The organism is Corynebacterium humireducens NBRC 106098 = DSM 45392, from assembly GCF_000819445.1.
Classification (GTDB): Bacteria; Actinomycetota; Actinomycetes; order Mycobacteriales; family Mycobacteriaceae; genus Corynebacterium; species Corynebacterium humireducens.
Genome location: NZ_CP005286.1, coordinates 691,426 through 709,516 on the forward strand (window position 1 = coordinate 691,426; position 18,091 = coordinate 709,516).

General features: G+C 64.1%; 31 protein-coding genes and 1 tRNA gene. 6 read left to right on the top strand and 26 right to left on the bottom strand.

The features are described 5' to 3' along the window. Positions 1 to 11: 11 nt before the first annotated feature. Positions 12 to 410, bottom strand: coding sequence for a hypothetical protein (locus tag B842_RS03455; RefSeq protein ID WP_156119423.1), 399 nt, complete (start codon positions 408 to 410; stop codon positions 12 to 14). A 118-nt stretch (positions 411 to 528) separates the two neighbouring features. Between B842_RS03455 and B842_RS03460 the strand changes: the two genes are divergently transcribed. Both B842_RS03460 and B842_RS03465 read left to right on the top strand, forming a co-directional pair. Continuing rightward, positions 529 to 1,842 carry an ISL3 family transposase gene (locus B842_RS03460; RefSeq protein ID WP_040085205.1) on the top strand — a complete coding sequence of 438 codons (1,314 nt, stop codon included), beginning with the start codon at positions 529 to 531 and terminating at the stop codon, positions 1,840 to 1,842. 38 nt (positions 1,843 to 1,880) lie between these two features. Next, complete coding sequence (locus tag B842_RS03465) at positions 1,881 to 2,633, top strand: terminase large subunit domain-containing protein (RefSeq protein WP_052437716.1); 753 nt, start codon at positions 1,881 to 1,883, stop codon at positions 2,631 to 2,633. On the opposite strand, the gene B842_RS03470 is transcribed toward B842_RS03465, so the two are convergent. The 22 genes from B842_RS03470 to B842_RS13380 form a co-directional block, all read right to left on the bottom strand. Next, positions 2,620 to 3,933 (bottom strand): ISL3 family transposase, encoded by a 1,314-nt coding sequence (locus B842_RS03470; protein WP_040085205.1) that lies wholly within the window; start codon positions 3,931 to 3,933, stop codon positions 2,620 to 2,622. The genes B842_RS03465 and B842_RS03470 overlap by 14 nt on opposite strands. Before the next feature lie 102 nt (positions 3,934 to 4,035). Next, a complete protein-coding gene (locus tag B842_RS03475; RefSeq protein WP_040085207.1) occupies positions 4,036 to 4,359 on the bottom strand; it encodes a hypothetical protein in 324 nt (107 codons plus the stop codon). A 31-nt stretch (positions 4,360 to 4,390) separates the two neighbouring features. Continuing rightward, positions 4,391 to 4,843 carry a hypothetical protein gene (locus B842_RS03480; protein ID WP_040085210.1) on the bottom strand — a complete coding sequence of 151 codons (453 nt, stop codon included), beginning with the start codon at positions 4,841 to 4,843 and terminating at the stop codon, positions 4,391 to 4,393. A gap of 4 nt (positions 4,844 to 4,847) precedes the next feature. Next, positions 4,848 to 5,102 carry a hypothetical protein gene (locus tag B842_RS03485; protein WP_040085211.1) on the bottom strand — a complete coding sequence of 85 codons (255 nt, stop codon included), beginning with the start codon at positions 5,100 to 5,102 and terminating at the stop codon, positions 4,848 to 4,850. A 138-nt stretch (positions 5,103 to 5,240) separates the two neighbouring features. Beyond that, positions 5,241 to 5,567 carry a hypothetical protein gene (locus B842_RS03490; RefSeq protein WP_040085213.1) on the bottom strand — a complete coding sequence of 109 codons (327 nt, stop codon included), beginning with the start codon at positions 5,565 to 5,567 and terminating at the stop codon, positions 5,241 to 5,243. A gap of 456 nt (positions 5,568 to 6,023) precedes the next feature. After that, entirely contained in the window at positions 6,024 to 6,239 is a 216-nt protein-coding gene (locus tag B842_RS03495; protein WP_040085214.1) for a hypothetical protein, read from the bottom strand. Further along, complete coding sequence (locus tag B842_RS03500; RefSeq protein ID WP_040085216.1) at positions 6,236 to 6,442, bottom strand: hypothetical protein; 207 nt, start codon at positions 6,440 to 6,442, stop codon at positions 6,236 to 6,238. Before B842_RS03500 ends, B842_RS03495 begins: the two co-directional genes overlap by 4 nt. Next, the gene (locus tag B842_RS03505; RefSeq protein ID WP_040085217.1) at positions 6,435 to 6,719 is read right to left on the bottom strand and encodes a hypothetical protein; all 285 of its coding nucleotides are present in this window, start codon (positions 6,717 to 6,719) and stop codon (positions 6,435 to 6,437) included. The genes B842_RS03500 and B842_RS03505 overlap by 8 nt, the downstream gene beginning before the upstream one ends. A 10-nt stretch (positions 6,720 to 6,729) precedes the next feature. Then, complete coding sequence (locus tag B842_RS03510) at positions 6,730 to 7,167, bottom strand: hypothetical protein (RefSeq protein WP_040085218.1); 438 nt, start codon at positions 7,165 to 7,167, stop codon at positions 6,730 to 6,732. After that, positions 7,142 to 7,540 (bottom strand): single-stranded DNA-binding protein, encoded by a 399-nt coding sequence (locus tag B842_RS03515; protein ID WP_052437717.1) that lies wholly within the window; start codon positions 7,538 to 7,540, stop codon positions 7,142 to 7,144. Before B842_RS03515 ends, B842_RS03510 begins: the two co-directional genes overlap by 26 nt. Positions 7,541 to 7,543: 3 nt before the next feature. Next, positions 7,544 to 7,738, bottom strand: coding sequence for a hypothetical protein (locus B842_RS03520; RefSeq protein WP_040085219.1), 195 nt, complete (start codon positions 7,736 to 7,738; stop codon positions 7,544 to 7,546). Next, the gene (locus tag B842_RS03525; RefSeq protein ID WP_040085220.1) at positions 7,731 to 8,048 is read right to left on the bottom strand and encodes a hypothetical protein; all 318 of its coding nucleotides are present in this window, start codon (positions 8,046 to 8,048) and stop codon (positions 7,731 to 7,733) included. Before B842_RS03525 ends, B842_RS03520 begins: the two co-directional genes overlap by 8 nt. After that, positions 8,041 to 8,523, bottom strand: a complete 483-nt coding sequence (locus B842_RS03530; RefSeq protein WP_040085222.1) for a hypothetical protein — start codon at positions 8,521 to 8,523, stop codon at positions 8,041 to 8,043. The genes B842_RS03525 and B842_RS03530 overlap by 8 nt, the downstream gene beginning before the upstream one ends. 30 nt (positions 8,524 to 8,553) lie before the next feature. After that, positions 8,554 to 9,003, bottom strand: coding sequence for a hypothetical protein (locus B842_RS13815; RefSeq protein ID WP_169744844.1), 450 nt, complete (start codon positions 9,001 to 9,003; stop codon positions 8,554 to 8,556). A gap of 603 nt (positions 9,004 to 9,606) precedes the next feature. Next, positions 9,607 to 10,062, bottom strand: a complete 456-nt coding sequence (locus B842_RS03545; RefSeq protein WP_040085225.1) for a hypothetical protein — start codon at positions 10,060 to 10,062, stop codon at positions 9,607 to 9,609. Further along, on the bottom strand, positions 10,062 to 10,457 hold the full coding sequence (locus tag B842_RS03550) for a RusA family crossover junction endodeoxyribonuclease (protein ID WP_040085226.1): 396 nt from the start codon (positions 10,455 to 10,457) through the stop codon (positions 10,062 to 10,064). The genes B842_RS03545 and B842_RS03550 overlap by 1 nt, the downstream gene beginning before the upstream one ends. Beyond that, a complete protein-coding gene (locus B842_RS13625; protein ID WP_156119424.1) occupies positions 10,454 to 11,662 on the bottom strand; it encodes a hypothetical protein in 1,209 nt (402 codons plus the stop codon). The genes B842_RS03550 and B842_RS13625 overlap by 4 nt, the downstream gene beginning before the upstream one ends. A gap of 3 nt (positions 11,663 to 11,665) precedes the next feature. After that, a complete protein-coding gene (locus B842_RS14135) occupies positions 11,666 to 11,947 on the bottom strand; it encodes a WhiB family transcriptional regulator (protein WP_040085227.1) in 282 nt (93 codons plus the stop codon). 3 nt (positions 11,948 to 11,950) lie between these two features. Beyond that, complete coding sequence (recT, locus tag B842_RS03565) at positions 11,951 to 12,802, bottom strand: recombination protein RecT (protein WP_052437719.1); 852 nt, start codon at positions 12,800 to 12,802, stop codon at positions 11,951 to 11,953. Positions 12,803 to 12,830: 28 nt separating this feature from the next. Continuing rightward, positions 12,831 to 13,823, bottom strand: a complete 993-nt coding sequence (locus tag B842_RS03570; protein ID WP_040085228.1) for a YqaJ viral recombinase family nuclease — start codon at positions 13,821 to 13,823, stop codon at positions 12,831 to 12,833. A gap of 66 nt (positions 13,824 to 13,889) precedes the next feature. Further along, the gene (locus tag B842_RS03575) at positions 13,890 to 14,198 is read right to left on the bottom strand and encodes a helix-turn-helix transcriptional regulator (protein ID WP_040085229.1); all 309 of its coding nucleotides are present in this window, start codon (positions 14,196 to 14,198) and stop codon (positions 13,890 to 13,892) included. Then, complete coding sequence (locus B842_RS13380; protein ID WP_040085230.1) at positions 14,195 to 14,425, bottom strand: helix-turn-helix domain-containing protein; 231 nt, start codon at positions 14,423 to 14,425, stop codon at positions 14,195 to 14,197. Before B842_RS13380 ends, B842_RS03575 begins: the two co-directional genes overlap by 4 nt. Positions 14,426 to 14,584: 159 nt before the next feature. Between B842_RS13380 and B842_RS03585 the strand changes: the two genes are divergently transcribed. Genes B842_RS03585 through B842_RS03595 form a run of 3 tightly spaced genes read left to right on the top strand, consistent with a single transcriptional unit; the run spans position 14,585 to position 16,728 of the window. Continuing rightward, complete coding sequence (locus B842_RS03585; protein ID WP_156119425.1) at positions 14,585 to 15,049, top strand: hypothetical protein; 465 nt, start codon at positions 14,585 to 14,587, stop codon at positions 15,047 to 15,049. A gap of 51 nt (positions 15,050 to 15,100) precedes the next feature. Then, complete coding sequence (locus tag B842_RS03590; protein ID WP_052437720.1) at positions 15,101 to 15,499, top strand: hypothetical protein; 399 nt, start codon at positions 15,101 to 15,103, stop codon at positions 15,497 to 15,499. Continuing rightward, complete coding sequence (locus B842_RS03595; protein ID WP_040085232.1) at positions 15,499 to 16,728, top strand: tyrosine-type recombinase/integrase; 1,230 nt, start codon at positions 15,499 to 15,501, stop codon at positions 16,726 to 16,728. Before B842_RS03590 ends, B842_RS03595 begins: the two co-directional genes overlap by 1 nt. A 98-nt stretch (positions 16,729 to 16,826) precedes the next feature. On the opposite strand, the gene B842_RS03600 is transcribed toward B842_RS03595, so the two are convergent. After that, a tRNA-Arg gene (locus tag B842_RS03600) sits at positions 16,827 to 16,899 on the bottom strand. A 126-nt stretch (positions 16,900 to 17,025) separates the two neighbouring features. Here B842_RS03600 and B842_RS03605 point away from each other — a divergent pair. Then, positions 17,026 to 17,304 (top strand): cg0963 family protein, encoded by a 279-nt coding sequence (locus B842_RS03605; RefSeq protein WP_040085234.1) that lies wholly within the window; start codon positions 17,026 to 17,028, stop codon positions 17,302 to 17,304. Here B842_RS03605 and B842_RS03610 read toward each other — a convergent pair. Continuing rightward, the gene (locus B842_RS03610; protein ID WP_040085235.1) at positions 17,301 to 17,555 is read right to left on the bottom strand and encodes a mycoredoxin; all 255 of its coding nucleotides are present in this window, start codon (positions 17,553 to 17,555) and stop codon (positions 17,301 to 17,303) included. The genes B842_RS03605 and B842_RS03610 overlap by 4 nt on opposite strands. A 1-nt stretch (position 17,556) precedes the next feature. After that, positions 17,557 to 18,090, bottom strand: coding sequence for a dihydrofolate reductase (locus tag B842_RS03615; RefSeq protein ID WP_082028484.1), 534 nt, complete (start codon positions 18,088 to 18,090; stop codon positions 17,557 to 17,559). Position 18,091: the final 1 nt, after the last annotated feature.

Consider the following 18,091-nt stretch of genomic DNA (forward strand, 5'->3'; position numbering starts at 1 on the left):
GCTGTCGTCCGTCATCCGATGGGTGAGGCCCAGAACGCGCCCAATCCGGTGGACGGCGTCGCAACCTGTCCTGGTGTGGCGATCTCGGACTGCGAGCCCACCAACTGCATGCAGCGCTCGAACCCGTTGACCAGGGCGTCCATCCGGTCGGGGGAATCCTGCCCGGGTAGCCATCGGGTGGCTTGCTCCTCGAGTTCCGGGTGGCTGCCCACCATCCGTAGACGGCCTGTAGCTGAGGCCTGCCGGGTACCGGCCGCGCGGGCAACCTTGTCGCCCTTCGCCCGCCACGGGTGGATCCGAAAGGGCGGATCCGTCTGGTCGGGCACTGCGATCCCGTCGACCTGACGAAGTGCGGCCAGGGGATCGGTGGGCCGGTCCTCCTGGGCGGCGTAGGTAATCGGGCTCTTCACGATTTGGAGTGCGTAGCTGACCACGGGGTGGGGTTCGGGGTGGCACAACATGTAGAGGTCCTGGCCGGTACAAGATGAGAGTTGCGAAGCTTCCATCTGACCGAACCAGGACCCTACTGTGCAGCCTAGTGGCAACCTCGTCGCCGACACCATCTGCCGCACGGCAGAAATCGGCCTGACCATCACCGGAGCCGCTGACGCCGGCAACATCACCATCATCGACGCCACCCCGGTGGCCGTGGCCACCACCTGTCCCGAGTGCGGACACCCCGGGACGAAACGTGATCACGTGGTCCGGACTCTGGTCGACCTGCCGGTGGTGGGGTTCCCCACCCGCCTGCATGTGCGCGTCCCCAGATTCCTGTGCACGATGGCGTCCTGTCCCCGCAAGATCTTCCAGGCTTCACTGGCCTGCGCGGATGACCGATCCAAGCTCACCCACCGCGTCACCCGCTGGGTCCTCCAGCGACTAGCGATTGACCGGATGAGCGTGGCTGCGACCGCCACAGCGCTGGGCGTCGGGTGGGAGCTGGTCAACCAGGTCGCACTGGATGCCTGCCGCCAGCTCGTCTACGACGATGCTTCCCACCTCGATGGAGTCCGGATCCTCGGTGTGGACGAACATGTCTGGAAGCACACCCGAAAGCCAGGCCAGCCGTCCAACCTGGTGACGATCCTGGTCGACCTCACCCCGCTGGTCGACGGACGTGGGCCGGCCCGACTACTGGATATCCGCCCAGGCCGCAGCGCAGACGTGCTGCGCACGTGGCTGCAGGAACGCGACCCTGGCTTCCGGGAGCAGGTGCAGGTCGTGACCATGGACGGGTTCACCGGCTACGCCAGCGCTGTCGACCAGGTCCTCCCGGGCGCCACCAAGGTCATGGATCCCTTTCACGTGGTCCATCTGGCAGCTGACAAGCTCACCGGATGCCGGCAACGGCTCCAACGAGAGACCACCGGACGCCGGGGCCGCAAGGACGATCCGCTGTACAAGCACCGTCGCACGCTACTGACCAGGACGGACTACCTCACCGAGCGGCAGAAACAGCGACTGGACATGCTGTGGGCCACCGATGACGACTACGTGGCCCTGGAGGTGACGTGGATGTTCTATCAGGACGTGATCCAGGCGTACGGGCATCCGAAGAAGTCGGAGGGCAAGAAGTTGATGGACCGGATCATCAACACCCTGCGCAAAGGCTTGCCGAAAGGTCTGGAGGAGCTGGCTCAACTCGGGAGAACCCTGTGGCGTCGGCGGGAAGATGTCCTGGCGTACTTCGATATCGGGGCGTCCAACGGTCCGGTCGAGGCGATCAACGGACGGCTTGAGCATCTACGCGGGATTGCTCTGGGGTTCAGGAATCTCAACCACTACATCTTGCGGTCACTGATCCACTCCGGCCAGATACACAACCGGATCAACGCACTCTAAATCGTGAAGAGCCCGTATGGGGTGTCATCCGTGCCCTCGTGCAAGACCCCGACCGCCGATGCGTCATCGCCTCCTACTCCGATTACCTCGCTCGCTCGACCGCCCGCCAAGCCCGCAACATCATCCGCGAACACGGCCACGGCGCCACCGACCCCCTCACCGGCGCGTCCCTCCCCGACAAACTCGGACTGTCCCTCGCCGACGACAAGTCCGCGGCCGGCAACTGGAAACTCGCCGGCCACCGCGGCGGTCTCTACGCCGTCGGTGTCGGCGGATCACTGACAGGACAGCCCGCAGATGTGCTGGTCGTCGACGACCCTTTGAAGGGCATGGCCGAAGCCGACTCACAGGTCGAACGCGAGAAGGTCATCACCTGGTGGGAATCCGTCGCCCAGACCCGTCTTGCCCCGGGAGCCCCGGTGATCATCATCCAGACCCGCTGGCACGAAGCCGACCTCGTCGGTCACGTCCTCGCCCAGGACAAGCTTCGCGCGGAACCGCTGTGGAAGGTCGTGAACATTCCCGCCGTGGCCACGCCCGGTGTCCCCGACGCCCTCAACCGGCCAGCCGGGGAAGCGATGGACTCTGCCCGCGGCCGCACCCCCGACGACTTCGCCCGGATCCGGCAGGATGTCGGCGAGCGAGTCTGGTCCGCCCTCTACCTCGGGCAGCCCACCCCCGCCGGCGGTGGCCTGTTCTCCCAGGTGGACTTCAACCGGCACCGCGCCCCCACCACGGGCGGTACCCCAGCCGCACGGATTGTGGGCTCTTCACGATTTAGAGTGCGTTGATCCGGTTGTGTATCTGGCCGGAGTGGATCAGTGACCGCAAGATGTAGTGGTTGAGATTCCTGAACCCCAGAGCAATCCCGCGTAGATGCTCAAGCCGTCCGTTGATCGCCTCGACCGGACCGTTGGACGCCCCGATATCGAAGTACGCCAGGACATCTTCCCGCCGACGCCACAGGGTTCTCCCGAGTTGAGCCAGCTCCTCCAGACCTTTCGGCAAGCCTTTGCGCAGGGTGTTGATGATCCGGTCCATCAACTTCTTGCCCTCCGACTTCTTCGGATGCCCGTACGCCTGGATCACGTCCTGATAGAACATCCACGTCACCTCCAGGGCCACGTAGTCGTCATCGGTGGCCCACAGCATGTCCAGTCGCTGTTTCTGCCGCTCGGTGAGGTAGTCCGTCCTGGTCAGTAGCGTGCGACGGTGCTTGTACAGCGGATCGTCCTTGCGGCCCCGGCGTCCGGTGGTCTCTCGTTGGAGCCGTTGCCGGCATCCGGTGAGCTTGTCAGCTGCCAGATGGACCACGTGAAAGGGATCCATGACCTTGGTGGCGCCCGGGAGGACCTGGTCGACAGCGCTGGCGTAGCCGGTGAACCCGTCCATGGTCACGACCTGCACCTGCTCCCGGAAGCCAGGGTCGCGTTCCTGCAGCCACGTGCGCAGCACGTCTGCGCTGCGGCCTGGGCGGATATCCAGTAGTCGGGCCGGCCCACGTCCGTCGACCAGCGGGGTGAGGTCGACCAGGATCGTCACCAGGTTGGACGGCTGGCCTGGCTTTCGGGTGTGCTTCCAGACATGTTCGTCCACACCGAGGATCCGGACTCCATCGAGGTGGGAAGCATCGTCGTAGACGAGCTGGCGGCAGGCATCCAGTGCGACCTGGTTGACCAGCTCCCACCCGACGCCCAGCGCTGTGGCGGTCGCAGCCACGCTCATCCGGTCAATCGCTAGTCGCTGGAGGACCCAGCGGGTGACGCGGTGGGTGAGCTTGGATCGGTCATCCGCGCAGGCCAGTGAAGCCTGGAAGATCTTGCGGGGACAGGACGCCATCGTGCACAGGAATCTGGGGACGCGCACATGCAGGCGGGTGGGGAACCCCACCACCGGCAGGTCGACCAGAGTCCGGACCACGTGATCACGTTTCGTCCCGGGGTGTCCGCACTCGGGACAGGTGGTGGCCACGGCCACCGGGGTGGCGTCGATGATGGTGATGTTGCCGGCGTCAGCGGCTCCGGTGATGGTCAGGCCGATTTCTGCCGTGCGGCAGATGGTGTCGGCGACGAGGTTGCCACTAGGCTGCACAGTAGGGTCCTGGTTCGGTCAGATGGAAGCTTCGCAACTCTCATCTTGTACCGGCCAGGACCTCTACATGTTGTGCCACCCCGAACCCCACCCCGTGGTCAGCTACGCACTCCAAATCGTGAAGAGCCCCCATACGCCGACGCGGGTGGTCTTGCCTTCCTGTGGTGGGAAGCTGATCGCCAGGCGGGCGTCACGGGTGGTCAGGGCCCACTCGAGGGCCTGGTCGATGGTTTCCAGGGCGGGGGTCTGGACGGTGGTGGGGTCGATGGACTGGGCGAGGGCCCCGGCGGTGGGGTAGCGGTGGCCGACATCGATGCGGGTGGCTTCGCGGGCGAGGCGGTGCAGCAGGGCTGCTTTCTGTGCTTTGGTCCATCCGGCGGTTTCAGCGGCGACGACGTTGCGGAGGAGGTCATCAGGTGTGGTCATGCCAGCCATGCTGGTGGAGGCGGGTGACTGGTTAGAACGCGGTGGCGTAGATCGTGAGGATCGTGCTGAGGGCGGACAGGAACATCGCGTCGGCTTGTTCCTGGGTCAGGGTGGGGTCGGCGATGGTTTCCCCGAAGAAGTCGATGGCCTGGTCGATGGTGTCGATGTTGAATACGTGGCGGCAGAATCCGATTCCGATGTCGTGGCCGAGTCGGTTGTCGGGGTGGTCGTCGAGGGTGTCCTCTATAAGGGCTGCGGCGAGGTTGATGTTGGGTGGGTGCCCGTGGAGGTCTGCGATGAGGGGGCCGGCGACGGCCAGGGCGGCGAGGCCGACGTCGATGTTGGTGTTGCAGACGAGGGTGATCAGGTGTGCTGCGTGTTGTTCAGGGTGGGTGGTGAGGTCGGGGTTGGGCCAGACGAGTTCGACCGCGATTCGTCCTGCGAGGTGACGAATCGCGGCCTGCCGCCGGTCGTGTTCCAGCACGGTCCTAGGCGATTACAGCTCGCGGACGCTTCGTGTCCGGGTTGGCCGTTCTTGTCGGGAAGACCACGCTGAAGTAGGACGTCGCCGGGTAGTAGGTCTCCGTGTCGTCGACGACGATCTTGAGTGTGCCGTCCGTGTAGAGGGTCGCCATCTTGACAGCAACGGTCTGGCCGTCTTCGCGGGAGAAGTTGATGCGGATCGAGTCGTTCTTGACCTGGCGGCGAGTCGGGAAACTGATAGATCGGTTGGTGTCACTCATGAGGTGCCTTTCGGTTAGTAGTTGGATGTGCTCAATATTACCGAGATAGGCAAAAAAGTTTAGTATCCCTGGAAAAAGAAAACTCCCCATCAAAAAAGATGGGGAGTTTTAGATTTGGTTTGCTGAGGAATGCGTCATCTACGCGCAGAGTTCGCGTTTGCGGCTAGGTGAATTAGACACCCATTCGTCGACCATTTCGATGTGAGGCGCAGCCGGGCTACCCTTGCTGGGCCTTTCCTCCAGCTTCTGGAAGCTGATGATCGTAATTCCAAGAAGATCTGCAAGGCCGAGGGTGAAGATCTGAGCACCGTTCCAGTCCTTTGCGTCAATGTCAAAGGTGAGCTGGGGGGCGGAGGGGTTTTCGACCAGGGAGGAGCCGGGAATATCATCCAGGAAGTCGTAGTGTGCTTCCCAGTTGTTGTCTTCCACTTCAGCGGTGATGATGCAAACGGTGTAGTTCCTCATGGCTTGCGTTATCCTAATTCGTCTTAAAATTATTGGGGATCTTTGCCCCAGCTTTTCGGAGATCTGAGATGGAGTTTTTGTCACTCCGGTGATCGGAAGGGGTCTTTGAGAAAACGACGGGATAAGCCACTTGGCCATTGTCGTTTTTCAAATCTGGCGGAGGGGTGAAGCGGGGGTGGCCCCTGCTAGTGAAGTCCTGCGTCCAGCCCTGCTTGTCCAGAATCTTCTTGAGTTTGCTGAGACGCCGGGGGAGTTTTTTGGATGCCAAGTAACCTCCTGCGACTCTTTGTTGCGTGTCTTGACTCTAGCGGAGCTTCCGCAAAGCCGATAGCCCGGGTCGTTCAGACCTTGGACACCGGTAGGCAAGTTTTCCCTGTTCAGCGAGGGTGAGTGTTTCGCTTTCAGTCCACCCATACCCCAAGATGGGGGTAGTGGGGGGTTCGGGATTATCGGCCTTTACTCCTCTTCCGGGGTGTCGCGGAGTGGTAGATGCAGGATCTCGACGTCCTTGCCCTGGAGGTGGAGCTCCAGGGCGGCGAGGGCGGCGTGAGCGACGGCGTGGGTGTGTTCCAGGTGGCTGTTCAGGCGGAGGATCTCGGCCGCGAGGAGGCGGAGCGAGATGGTGGTGAACAGGGTCAGGGTGATGAGGCCGACGGTCAGGGTGGTGGTCATGGTGCGAGGGCTTCCTGTAGTGCCTCTGCCAGGGTGGGGTGGGTGGTGTCGGGGCGGGCCCAGAACTTCCACCGTTTGCGGGGCCTGGTCTTGACGGTCACGGGGCGGCCGGTCTCGACGCTGAGGTACATGGCTATCTGTCGGTCGAGGGCGGTGATACGTCGGTTGGGGGTGTAGTAGGTGATGGGCTGGGTGTCAGTCATGGTCGGGTCCGAGGGTTCCGGCGGTGATCTGCTGTCCCCAGGTCTTGAGTTGGTCTAGGCCGCCGTTGAGTCCTTCCTGGACCATGCGCATGGCGGTGCCGTAGGCGGGGTAGACGCTGCTGAGGAGGAGGGTGTTGGTGATGTCGGCGCGGGCGAAGGCCTGGATGAGGTGGTGGCTGAAGCTGCCGGGTTGGCGGGCGCCGGGTGCGGTGGGGTCGAAGTACCAGAGGACTTGCATGTAGGCGTCGTGGTCGCGGGGTGTGATGGTGGGGGTCATGGTGGTCTTTCTAGAGGGTGAAGAGGGCGGGCTGGTCAGTGCTCTTGGTGGCCGGCGGTTGGGTGCGGGGTGGTCGGTGGGGTGGGGCGGGTTGGCGGTGCTCGAGGGGGACGGTGGGGCCGTCGGCCCAGGGGTCGTAGTGGGTGCAGCGGTAGCCGTTGCCGAGGTCGGTGGTGTGGGCGTGCTGGTGTTCAGTGGGGGTGAGTTCGACCTGGACGCGGTTGGTCATCAGCCAGTGGACGCGGGAGGGGGTGCCGTGCCAGTCGATGAGGCCGATGATGAGGGTGTCTTCGATCCAGACGTCGAGGAGTTGGCACCAGTGGGCTGGTGTGGTGTCCGGGGTGTTGTGGGGGCGGGCGAAGACGTGGCGGCCGGGGTAGCGGCCGAGTTGCCAGGCGTCGATGCTGGCGTGGTGGGTGGGGTCAGAAGGGTGGGGTGTCGGTGTCATCGGGGGTGGTGGGTGGTTTGTCGTGGTCGTCGCGGTGGATGTCGACGACTTGGGTGAACAGGGCGGGGCTGATGGTGTCGGCGATCATGGTGACGATGGGTTGTTCGCCGTGGTCGCTTGCCCAGATTTCGGTGCGCATGTTGCCGGTGGCGATGATCTGGTGGCCTTTGCGGAGGGAGTCGACGGCGTTTTCGGCTTGGCGGCCGAAGACGGTGATGCTGATCCAGGTGGTGGGGCCGTCGATGTAGGTGCCGGTGCGGTCTTTGTAGCGTTCGGACCAGGCGAGGCTGAGGCGGGTGTAGATGGTGCCGGTGGTGGATTGGTGGAGTTCGGGGTCTTTGCCGAGGTGGCCGATGATGGTGGTGTGTGCCATGGGTCAGGTCTCCTCGAGGACGTGGGGGTCGGCCCCTGCCAGCTGGCGGGCTTTGATGTAGTCGGCGGCCTGTTGCTGTGCTGTGCGTGTGGTTGGGGTTCCGCTGTCGGGGGTGATGGTGCAGTTGCGGAAGGTGCGGTAGATGGGTTGGCCGTCGGGGCCGGTGGTCTGGACGGTGATGGTGTGGGGGTCAGACATGCTCGATGGCCTTGATGGTGTGGAGGAGGCTGAACCCGTCGTCTTCGTCAGGGTCGAAGATCTCGACCTGGTGGCCGGTGAGGGAGTCGGGGTCTGCCAGGACCTCTGAGGGGGAGATCCAGGACAGGAGTGCTGTGGGGCGGGTGAAGCCGGCGAGGGTGAGTTTCTTGGTGTTTGGGATGTGGGCTTCGGAGCCCCAGCAGGTGAGGGTGCCGTCGGGTTCCTGGTGGATGTGGAGGGGGCGGGGGATTTTGAGGGGGTCGTGTTCGGGGGAGTTGAAGTGGATGGTGGCCACAGGGTTGTCAGTCATCCTGGGCCTCCTTCTCCTGGTGGCGGCGGGCGTGGTCTGCTGCGGCGAGGCGGATGAGCTTTTCCAGGGTGTCTGTGTGCCAGTCAGTGGTGGACAGATTCAGCACGTGGGTGAAGGGCATGGCCTGACGCAGGGTGACTGAGTGGTGGCTGTCGGGGTTATGCCAGACGACGATGTTGACGGCGAACTGCACTCCGGACAGGTGCACGTCGAAGTCGATGTTTGCTGCGTCTTTGAAGGTGCCGGTGGTGAAGGCTTCCCCTTGGTCTCCGAGGAGGGCGTTGGCCAGGGCTGTTGCCCTGGTGGTGGCCAGGGTCTTCATCGTGGTGGTGGCGTGTTCGGGCAGGAGTTGCTTGGCTTCCTGGGCGACGTGGGTGAGGACGGATTTCACGCTGGTGTCGGGGGTGGTTTCTGCTTCCTGTTCCCAGGAGGTGACGAGCTGGTCCAGTTTCTGGGGGTCGATGTAGGTGGTCATGGTGTGGTTCCTTTCCGGGGTGGGGGTGGGTTAGCGCTCGGTGCCTTGGAATTCGGAGTAGTCGTGGTCGCAGGTGAAGTGGTCTGTGGGGTAGCCGTCGTCCTGCATGGCTTCGAGGGCTGCCTGCTCGTAGGTGTCTTCGCAGGCATCCACCTGACCTGTCCACAGGAAGTGGACGGTGAAGGTGCCTGGGTCCTTTGGGTCCTGCTCAATTTCTTCCACCAGGTCCAGGAGCTCCTTGTCAGGTAGGGCTGCCAGGAGTTCATCAGTCAGCTCTGCACGGTGCTCATCGTGGTAGGTGGGCACACCTTCAAAGGTGTGTGTGGCTCTCATCCAGACTTCCCAGGTGCCGCTGCTGGCGCGGTGGACTGAGGCGATGTGGGCGAGGGTGGCTTGGTTGCGGGTGTGGCGGGCTTTGGCTGCTGGGGTGGGGTTGGTGGGGGTTTTGAGGGTGGTTCCGGTGCAGGTTGTGCAGGTCATGGGTGGGGTCCGATCAGGAGGAGGGCGACGAGGAGGGGGTAGGTGATGGTGAGGATGGCGAGGGCGTAGAGGAGGTCTTTCCAGGTGATGGCGAGGGGGTCGGGCACCTGGGGAGGGGTATCCGGGGATTCGTTCGGGATTTTCATGGAAGAGCCTTACTGCGTGGGGCTGCGTACGTCTCGCATGGTATTCGCAAATGTACGCACTGAAAACGGGGTTCCCCATTCCGGGGGTGGTTAGTGGGGTGCTGAGCTTCGTTTCCCCGTGCCGAGCTGCGACAACGTCGCCATGACGTGAATGTCGTTTCGCGTCTCCAGCTCAGCGCACCGTTCAACGAGGCGCGAGTTGTCGCGCCGAACATTCGCAAACCTTCTCTCTGCCTGTGCGGCTCGTTCGCGCTCTTCGGCCAAGAGTCCCATCACCTCCGTCAGCAGCTCCGCTCGCACCCGCTTCACCTGCCTGGTCGAGCACTTCAGCCACCCAGCGATCTCCCGCACCGAATAGCCCCGATGGGTCAGCTCCGCCACCACCCACCGCGAATCCGGCATCGACAACTGCCGATAGTCCCTCCGACCATCAAGGACCGCCTCAGTCACATGATCATCAGGCATCCACGACTCCACTGGATCCCTCCTCTCCGTCCTTCACGCGAACAGCTGCCTGCGCCGCCTCCAGGACTTTCGCCACGGTCGCGTCCAGGTCGACATCCCCAGCGCTGAGCTCAACCTGCTGCGGAGCATCCAGCCCGAACAGCCGACAACGACGGTCGATGATGCGCAGCACCTGGTGGCCGGCATCCAAGTTGCCGAGCATCGCCTTCTCCCACACCGCGGCCTGCAGCGCGTCCAAACGAGCGCCCTCGACCTTGCGCAGCGAGTCCGCCTCAGCCCGGGGAATATCCCCCAGGGCACGCGTGTAGTCGTCGTGAACCGTGGACACCGATAGCTCTTCGGCGTCGGCAATCGCGCGAAAGCTCCGGCCCTCCAGACGAGCCTGAAGGACACGCTTACGCCGCTCAGCAAGAGCAGCAGCTCTCACCGGATCCGGCCTCCGCGCCACTACGCCACCTCCTTCGTCTCGATCTCCAACCACAGTCTCGAACGCCGGGGTGACCGATTAGCCGGATGAATCACCGGCTCCGGCGCCGACACGAACACCGCACTGTCATCCGGCACCAGGCCGTAGTCGACAAGACCGTCGATGCACGCCTTGACCGTCGGATACAGGTTGTGCCGATCCCGCCGGCGTCGAGTCGTCGGCAGGTAGTGAAGCGTCACCGTCGCGAACGAACAGCCCTGGGGGAGCTTCGCCGCCCGGGCGAGGATGTGGGTGTCGTCGCGGAGTTGGCGGGTGAGCTTGGCTCGGACGGCCCAGTGGTGTCGTTGGTTGGCGTGGAGGGGTGGGGTGGTGTGGGGGAGGTGGAGGGTGTGTTCGGTGGTCTTGTGTTCGGTCATGCGGTTTTGGTTTCTGGGTCTGTGTGGTCGTTTGCGGGGTTGGGGGTGTGGTTTGGGGGTTGGGGTGCGGGGTGGGGTTGTTTGTCGTCTGGTGGGTCGTTCTGGTGTGTTTCTGACGGGTTGCGGGTGGCAGTGTTGATGAGTTGTCGGCGTAGGGACGCGGATGTTCGTGGTTTGTGGGGTTGTCGGGTGGTGGTGATGGGGGTTGGGGGGTTGGTGTGGTCGCAGCGGATGGCGATGGGGATGCCGGCGTCGTCGAAGGTGTCGATGAGGCCGCGGTCGTCGCAGAGATGGCAGTTGTTGATGGCGGTACGGGTCAGGGATGCCTGGGTCTTTGCCTCCCGGGAAGCGGAGGCGTCGTCTACGAGGTTGCGGAGCAGCCCGGGGCCGGCGTCGGGGCGTGCCTGCCATGCCTTGAGCCCGGCGATGATGTCCTCGTTCGCGTAGCCCTGGCGGGTGAGGTTCTTGACAGCTGAGGTGAGTCCAGGGCGTGAGCCCGGACGGACCAACACCGCATGATCGATTGCTGCTGCCAGCTTGGCTGGTTTGTCGCTATCAACGTTGTAGCTAGCAGCTACCTCTACCCCTGTATTGGTCGGGTCGGGTCGGGTCGGGTCGGGGCGGTGTGACACCTGTGTGTGACTCACGCGCTTGTCACGGGAGGGTGTCACGTGTGAGTCACGCGTGACATTTTCCTGTTCGTGCTGGTAGTGGCTGTTGGGGCTGTTTGATTCAGGACGTGTTCTCGTTCTATTTGTGTGCAGATTGGGTCCATGTTCGGAGGCGAGTTCCGTTCTATTTGAGGTCACATTGGGGTGCAATTCGTGCTCAGATCGAGTGCGAATTGAGTCAAGATTGGCTCCAACTTGGCGTCGTTCCCGGGATCTTCTCTGTCGCTCTGCGCTATTCGCTCGCTCCTGGAGCTTCTGTTCTCGGGTGGGCTGAAAGTCCTCCCAGTCATGGAAGCGGTAGCACTTTGCACCGGAATCCGATTCGCATTCGACCCACAAGCCGACCTCAAGCAACACGCGAATCTGTGCTGGAGTTCCCTTGAGAACACGCACTTGAGAGGCTGGAATGACACCGTCGGTGAGATGGCGACCGCACCAAGCGCCGGCCTTAGCCCATAGACCGACAGCAGCGTTCGGCAGATCCAGGAATTTCGGATGATCGTAGAAACCGTCGTCGATCTTGAACCAGGTCATGGACTACCTTCTTTCGTTGGCGCGGGCGGCGAGTTGACGGATCGCTTTGTTCGTGGGGCGCGACGCGCTGGGGTGAAGCCCGATCCACACCCCGGCCCGCACGACACCGACGTCGCGATGAGTCAGGGCGTCCTGAGCGCACTCCGCCCGCACGGGGCACCCGGCACACAGCTGGAACGCAACCCTGTCGCGCTTGTCAGCTGGCACCAGGTGCGGTTGCTCGTCGAGGACGAACCGGGTGGGATCCTCACCCCGGCACGCCGCCCGATTCGCCCAGTGGCCCATCAATCAGAGCCCCTCCGACGGCTGCTGCTCAGCGGATGGTTCCACCGGCTGCCCGTCAGGTTCTCCGATGACCTCACCGTCGACATGCTCGGGGTAGTCAATCGCGGCCGGGGTGAGATCCACCCGGACTGAGCCGTCGGCCTCCAGGCCCTGGGCCATCTCCGTGGACTTCGGCAGCCACTTCGCCAGCTGGCGGACAGTGGTCTTCAGTGCCATGCCCTCGAAGTTCGTGGCCCACGGGCCGACGACCTTGCCGTCGCGGGTCTTCGCTGTGGCGTGGGCGTCCCGGTACTCGAGCATCTCGTCGTGGCTCATGATGTAGAACGCGTGGCCACCGGTGGTGAACTTCGCGACCGCGTAGTACGCGATCGGCTCTCCCTTCGGGCCGCGCATCACGGGCTTGTGGACGAGCTTGTCCTCCAGGCCATAGTCGACGTCGAAGGTGTCGTTGGCGTACACGGTGCGGGCGATCAGCGACTTGATCTGCCCCGACCGGTGGGCCAGCTCCACCAGGCCCTGGTAGCCGACCACGAGCTGGGCCCTGCGGGTGCGGGACTTGTTGTCCCAGAACGGCAGCAACCAGGCGTGCCCGAGGACACCGGGGCGCAGACCGAGCTGAGCGCAGGTCATGAGCCCACCGAGCACGGTCGCGGGGTCGCATTCACCGAGCTGGGGGTTCTGCCGCAGAGCGGTCAACGCGTCCCGGACGAGCTGGGCGGCCTCCATGCCGCGGGGCATCGCCATACGGAACTGCCCTTCCATCGACCGGACCTGATCCGCCAGGGTGACGGCCGGCCGCTGTGCGGGCGTGTTGGTGGTGGACTGGGTGAGTCGGTTCTCGAGATCTCGAGCCATGATGATTCTTCTCCTTGGGTGGGGTGGGTTAGTTCTTCGGACGGATGCTGACGGACTGGTAGCGCCGGTACAGCTGCTCGTGGTCGACCTTGAATGCCTCCAGGTCGAAGGAGGGGACGCGCATGTAGGTGGCGACCAGGTCCGGGTGGTCGGCTGTCAGACGCTTGAGGTCGATCCGGCCACGCTGGGTCTTCGCCCAGACACGGTTGCCGGTGACGAGCTCGTTGTGGCCGTCCATCAGGGCGGCGATCTTCGCGACCGCTTCCGACTTGCGTGCCTTGGCGTCCTTCTCCGCGGCGTCGGCCTCACGCCACGCCTCCCACACGTCCTCGATCTCCGCCGCCTGGACCTCCCTCACTCCGGGCTTGTGTGCCCACTCGCGGGTGATCGACTGCATCGTGCGGACGTGCCCGTCGACCGGGGGAGGGGTGTCAGTGACGACGTACTCCCAGAAAGTGGCCTCCGCCTCGGTGATGATGTCGACGATGGTGGGGTTGATCTCGATCTCGTGGATGAACAGACGGTTCCCGCCGACGAGGCCGGCGACGATCGCGTGGTCAGTGCCGAGGACCGCGGCGGAGTGGTGGACCTGGATTTCGGCGTGGTCCGGGATCTGCCCGTTCCACAGGTGGGAGTTGCGGAAGTGGGTGTTCTTCGCCTCGAACAGTGCTCCGGTGTCGGTCAGCCCGTCCGGGTTGCTGCGCTGCCACACTCGCTCCGGGTGAGCGAACGCGTGATCGGGCTTGGTGATCGTCAGGTCCAGACGGCGGGCGGTTTCCTCCCGGATGATCGGCTCCAGGAGGTGTCCCCAACGGCGGAGCTCCTCCGTGGCGTCGTCGACCGGTGGATCGAGCGGGACCTTGCCGGTCTTCTGCTCCCACAGGGAGTAGGCCGACTCGTAGGTCGACAGGCCGAGAATCGCGGACGCATCGGAGGATCCGACGCCTTCGCGGCGCTGCTCGAGCCATTCCTGGTAGGTGGCGGCTGGGGGAAGGGTGACGGGATGCAGTGATGTGGTCATGATGTGGTTCCTTGTCTGTGGTCTAGAACAGTGGGGAGGGGTCGTCGAGGTGGCGGGCGAGGTTCGTCATGGTCGGCCCCGGGTTGAGAAGGGGGAGTTGGCCCACTGGTCGATGTCGGAGCGGCGGTAGCGGACGGCGCGGCCGAAGCGGACGTACGGCGGGCCGGCGGGATCGTCGTCGGAGCGCCAGCGGCGCAAGGTGTTCTCGTTGATGCCGGTGATCTCGGCGACCTGCAGCGTTGAGAGGAACTCGGGTCCATCTACAGGTGACGGGTTGGGGGCCTTGAGCTGGTCGACGAGTTGGCTGACTTCCTCGCGGACGGCTTCGCGGACGGCGGCGGTGATCGCGGCGGTGATCAGGTCGGTGGTGTTCATGCTGCGTCCTCGGTGGCGGGGATGAGCATGGACTTCGGGACTTTCAGGACGGCGGCGACACGGCTGATGACTCGGCCGTTGGGGGAGCGGCGGCCGCGGATGAGGTCGTTGATGTAGGAGACGGAGAACCCGGTCTCGCGGGCGAGGGTGGTCTGGGTCATGCCGTCTCGGTCGAGGAAGGTCTGGGCTTCAACCCAGGGGCGGCGGGGTGTGTGAGGTGGGGTCATGGGCCTCACACTAAAGCGTAGAAATGCGAATGTCAACCAATGTGTGCGCGAATGTGGCGCAAGGTGGTGTGACCTGCAGTGTTCGAAAATTACATCCATGAAACTGCGTAAATTGGACAGGGCTGGCTGGTACGCGTACGCATAACTACGCTGATGTTCATGACCACACCGCAAGATGACCGGACCCCGGAGGGACAGCTCGTTGAAGCTGCTCGCACCAACCGCTCTCCGGTTCTCTCGATACGTAAGGCCGCGTCTATGGCCGGCATCTCCGAGGGCTGGTGGCGCCAGATAGTAAAGGGCTACAGGACGGTAAAGGGCGGGGTTCGCATCTCTGTCGACGCGCCTGCCGACACCTTGGCTGCAATGGCGCTGGCCGTCGGGGTGACGCCTGCCGAACTGCGAAGGATCGATCGTGGGGACGCTGCAGCTTCGCTCGAGCTCCTACTGCAGTCAACTCCCGATGGGTGGGATGGTGATCTGTCGGCGGTGCCCGATGATGAGCTCATCGCGGAACTCGACCGGCGGCTGCGGGATCGCCTCGGCGAAACTGCTCCACCCCAGCTACGCGCAGTCGCGCGGAGAGTCGACCCGGCAGACCGCTCCACCTTCGAAGGTGACTAGTTCGAAAACCCGGGAGCCCTCATGTCGAACCAATGTGCTAAACCGTGGGGTATGAAACCACACCACACCATCATCGACACCATCCCACTCCCCGACGGCATCGCCGGCATCACCGACGGCACCACCATCTGGCTCAACCCACGACTCACCGAAGCCGGCCGCCGCTGCACCCTCGCCCACGAACTCATCCACGTCGACCGCGGACTCCCACCACCAGGCCTAGAAGCCAAGGAAGAAACCAAGGTCGACAAAGCAACCGCACGCCAGCTCACCCCGGTCGAGCAACTTCTCGACGCCGTCATCTGGACCCACGGCGGCCACAACCACACCACCCTCGCCTGGGAACTCAACCTCGACCTCCCCACCCTCCGAACCCGCCTCGACGTCGTCACCCCCGATGAGCTCCACCTCATCAACCACGCCCTCGCTGAACTCGAGCAGGTGCCCTGATGGCCGGACGACCCCGCACCCCCATCGGCTCCTGGGGAGACATCCACGTCTTCACCACCCCCACCGGCGCCAAGGAAGCCCGCGCACGGTTCCGCGACGCCGACGGCAAACTCCGACGCGTCAGCGCCCGCGCACAATCCACCACCGCCGCCAAGCGCAAACTTCTCGACCGGCTCACTGCCCGCACCGCCGCCACCGCCGCTAACACCGGAGGAATCTCACCCGACACCACCATCGCTGACCTGTGCACCTACTGGCTCGACCGCAAGGACCGCCTCCGCCCCCAGTCCAAGGATGACTACCGGCAAACCATCACCGGCACCATCACCCCTGCCATCGGCAGCATCACCGTCGCCGAAACCACACCCGGCCGCATCGCCCGTTTCCTCGAAACCGTCAGCCCTGGCGTTCGTGCTCGCGCCCGCAGTATCCTCTCCCAGGCCTTCGCTCTTGCCATTTCCCACGACGCTATCCCCGACAACCCCGTGACCAAACTCCCCAAGGGGAAGCTCGTTCCTCGAAACATCGTCGTCCTCACCCCGGATGACCTCGTTGACCTCCGCCACGGCGTCCAGAAGTGGCAAGCAGGCCTCGTGGACGATAACGGAGCACCAAGCAAGCCTGATGGTCGTACCGCCGGCCGAGGGCACGACCTGCTGTCGTTCGTAGACATCCTCCTAGCCACCGGCTGCCGTCCTGGGGAAGTTGCCGCACTACGCTGGTGCGACATCGACTTCGACGCGGAGACCCCGACCGTCACGGTCAGTGCCACCATGGTTCGTACCAAGGGGCAAGGACTGTTCCGTCAGCCGTTCACCAAGGCTTCCGATGTCCGTCTCCTGGCGCTGCCCCCGTATGCGGTGCAGGTGCTGGCTGAGCTTCGCTCGAAGCAGCTCGACCCCGGTGACTCCACCCCGGTGTTCTGTACCGCAGTCGGTACTCACCGCGATCCTGACACCATCCGCAACCAGTGGCGCCGCGCGCGACAGGCGGCCGGCCGGGGCGACAACGAGAAGTTCAACTGGGTGGACTTCCGCGTGATGCGGCGAACCGTGGCCACGCTCATCGACGAGCTGTCCGGTGACAAGGACGCCGCCGCGCAGCTGGGGCATGCCTCTACCGCAATGACTCGGAAGCACTACATTGCTGCCCGGGCTGCCCAGGCACCGGATCTGACGGACATCCTGGAACGATTTGCCGAAACGCGGTTACGCAAGAATGCGTCATAGCTGGTCAGCAAAGTGGTGGATAAGTGGTGCACAGTGTCACATCGGGTCGAACTTAAACAAGAAAAAACCCCGCTGACCAGCGTCAACGGGGGTCTCGGCGCCCCTGAGAGGAATCGAACCTCCGACACCCGCTTTAGGAGAGCGGTGCTCTATCCACTGAGCTACAGAGGCAGGGCAGGTTGGGAACGTGATGTTCACCAAAGGTGAGGGTACCGTACATGGGCGGAGTGTTGGAAACCGGGGCGGGCCAACTATCCTGGAAGGGAACGTATTATTCCTGCCAGAAAGGACCACGCCGTGGCCCAGAACCAGCCGACCTTCATCGACGTCCAGCGACGGGACATCGTCGCCGAGATCGTGACCAAGGATGGTGTCCCGGTGCTGTCCATCGACAAGCAGGTGCCGGGCGGCTCCTCGAAGCGGCTGCTGCTGCTCAACAAGGTTGACGCGAAGCAGCTTTCCGACGTCCTCGACCACTACCTCAAGCAGGTCTACTCCCTGGAGCTCGCCGGCCTCAACGCCTCCCTGTCCCCGGAGGACATGGTCGCCCTCTTCGGTGAGGAGGACGAGGACTAGGAGCTGAGCTCCTCGAGCTTGCGGCGCACGGCGGCGGCCTCCGGGTTGGTGGCGTGCGTGCCGTCGGAGTACCGCACGGTCGGCACGACGCGGTTGCCGTCGTTGACCGACTCGACCCAGGCGGCGGCATCGGCGTCGAGTTCGACGTCGATGAGCTCATAGGGGGTCTCGGTGCGGTCGAGGCGCTTCTGCAGGTTGATGCAGTAGGGGCACCAGGTCGTCGCGTAGATGGTCACGTGGTTCTCGGCCATGTCAGGCTGCTTCCTTTCTCTCGTACCGCAGGAAACGGTAGCGCAGGGGAAGATCACTGGGCTGGTCGTCCAGGATCAGGCGTCCATTGTCGGACACGAGCCAGTCCGTGTCGGACACCAGCCCGAAGTTGTGGGGGATCTCGGGGGCGTACACGGCACGGTCGCCCAGCGCGTCGCCCAGCTGCACGCCGATGAGGGTCACCTCGAGGACGTCACAGTCCTCGATCGTCGCGGCGTACACCTGGCCGCCGCCCATGATCCATGCCTCGGGGGCGTCGATAAGCGGGATCTCGGAGACCACCGTGCCGCCGGCCGACCAGTCGCCGGGGGAGCGGGTGCTGAGGATGAGGTTCTCGCGCTGCGGCAGCGGACGGAACCTCTCCGGCAGGCTCAGCCAGGTACGGCGACCCATGATGACGGGGTGGCCGCTGGTGACCTCCCGGAAATGCGCGAGATCCTCCGGCACGTGCCAGGGCATGCCGGCGCCGTCGCCGATGATGCCGTCGAGGGACTGCGCCCAGATGGCGCCCAGCACC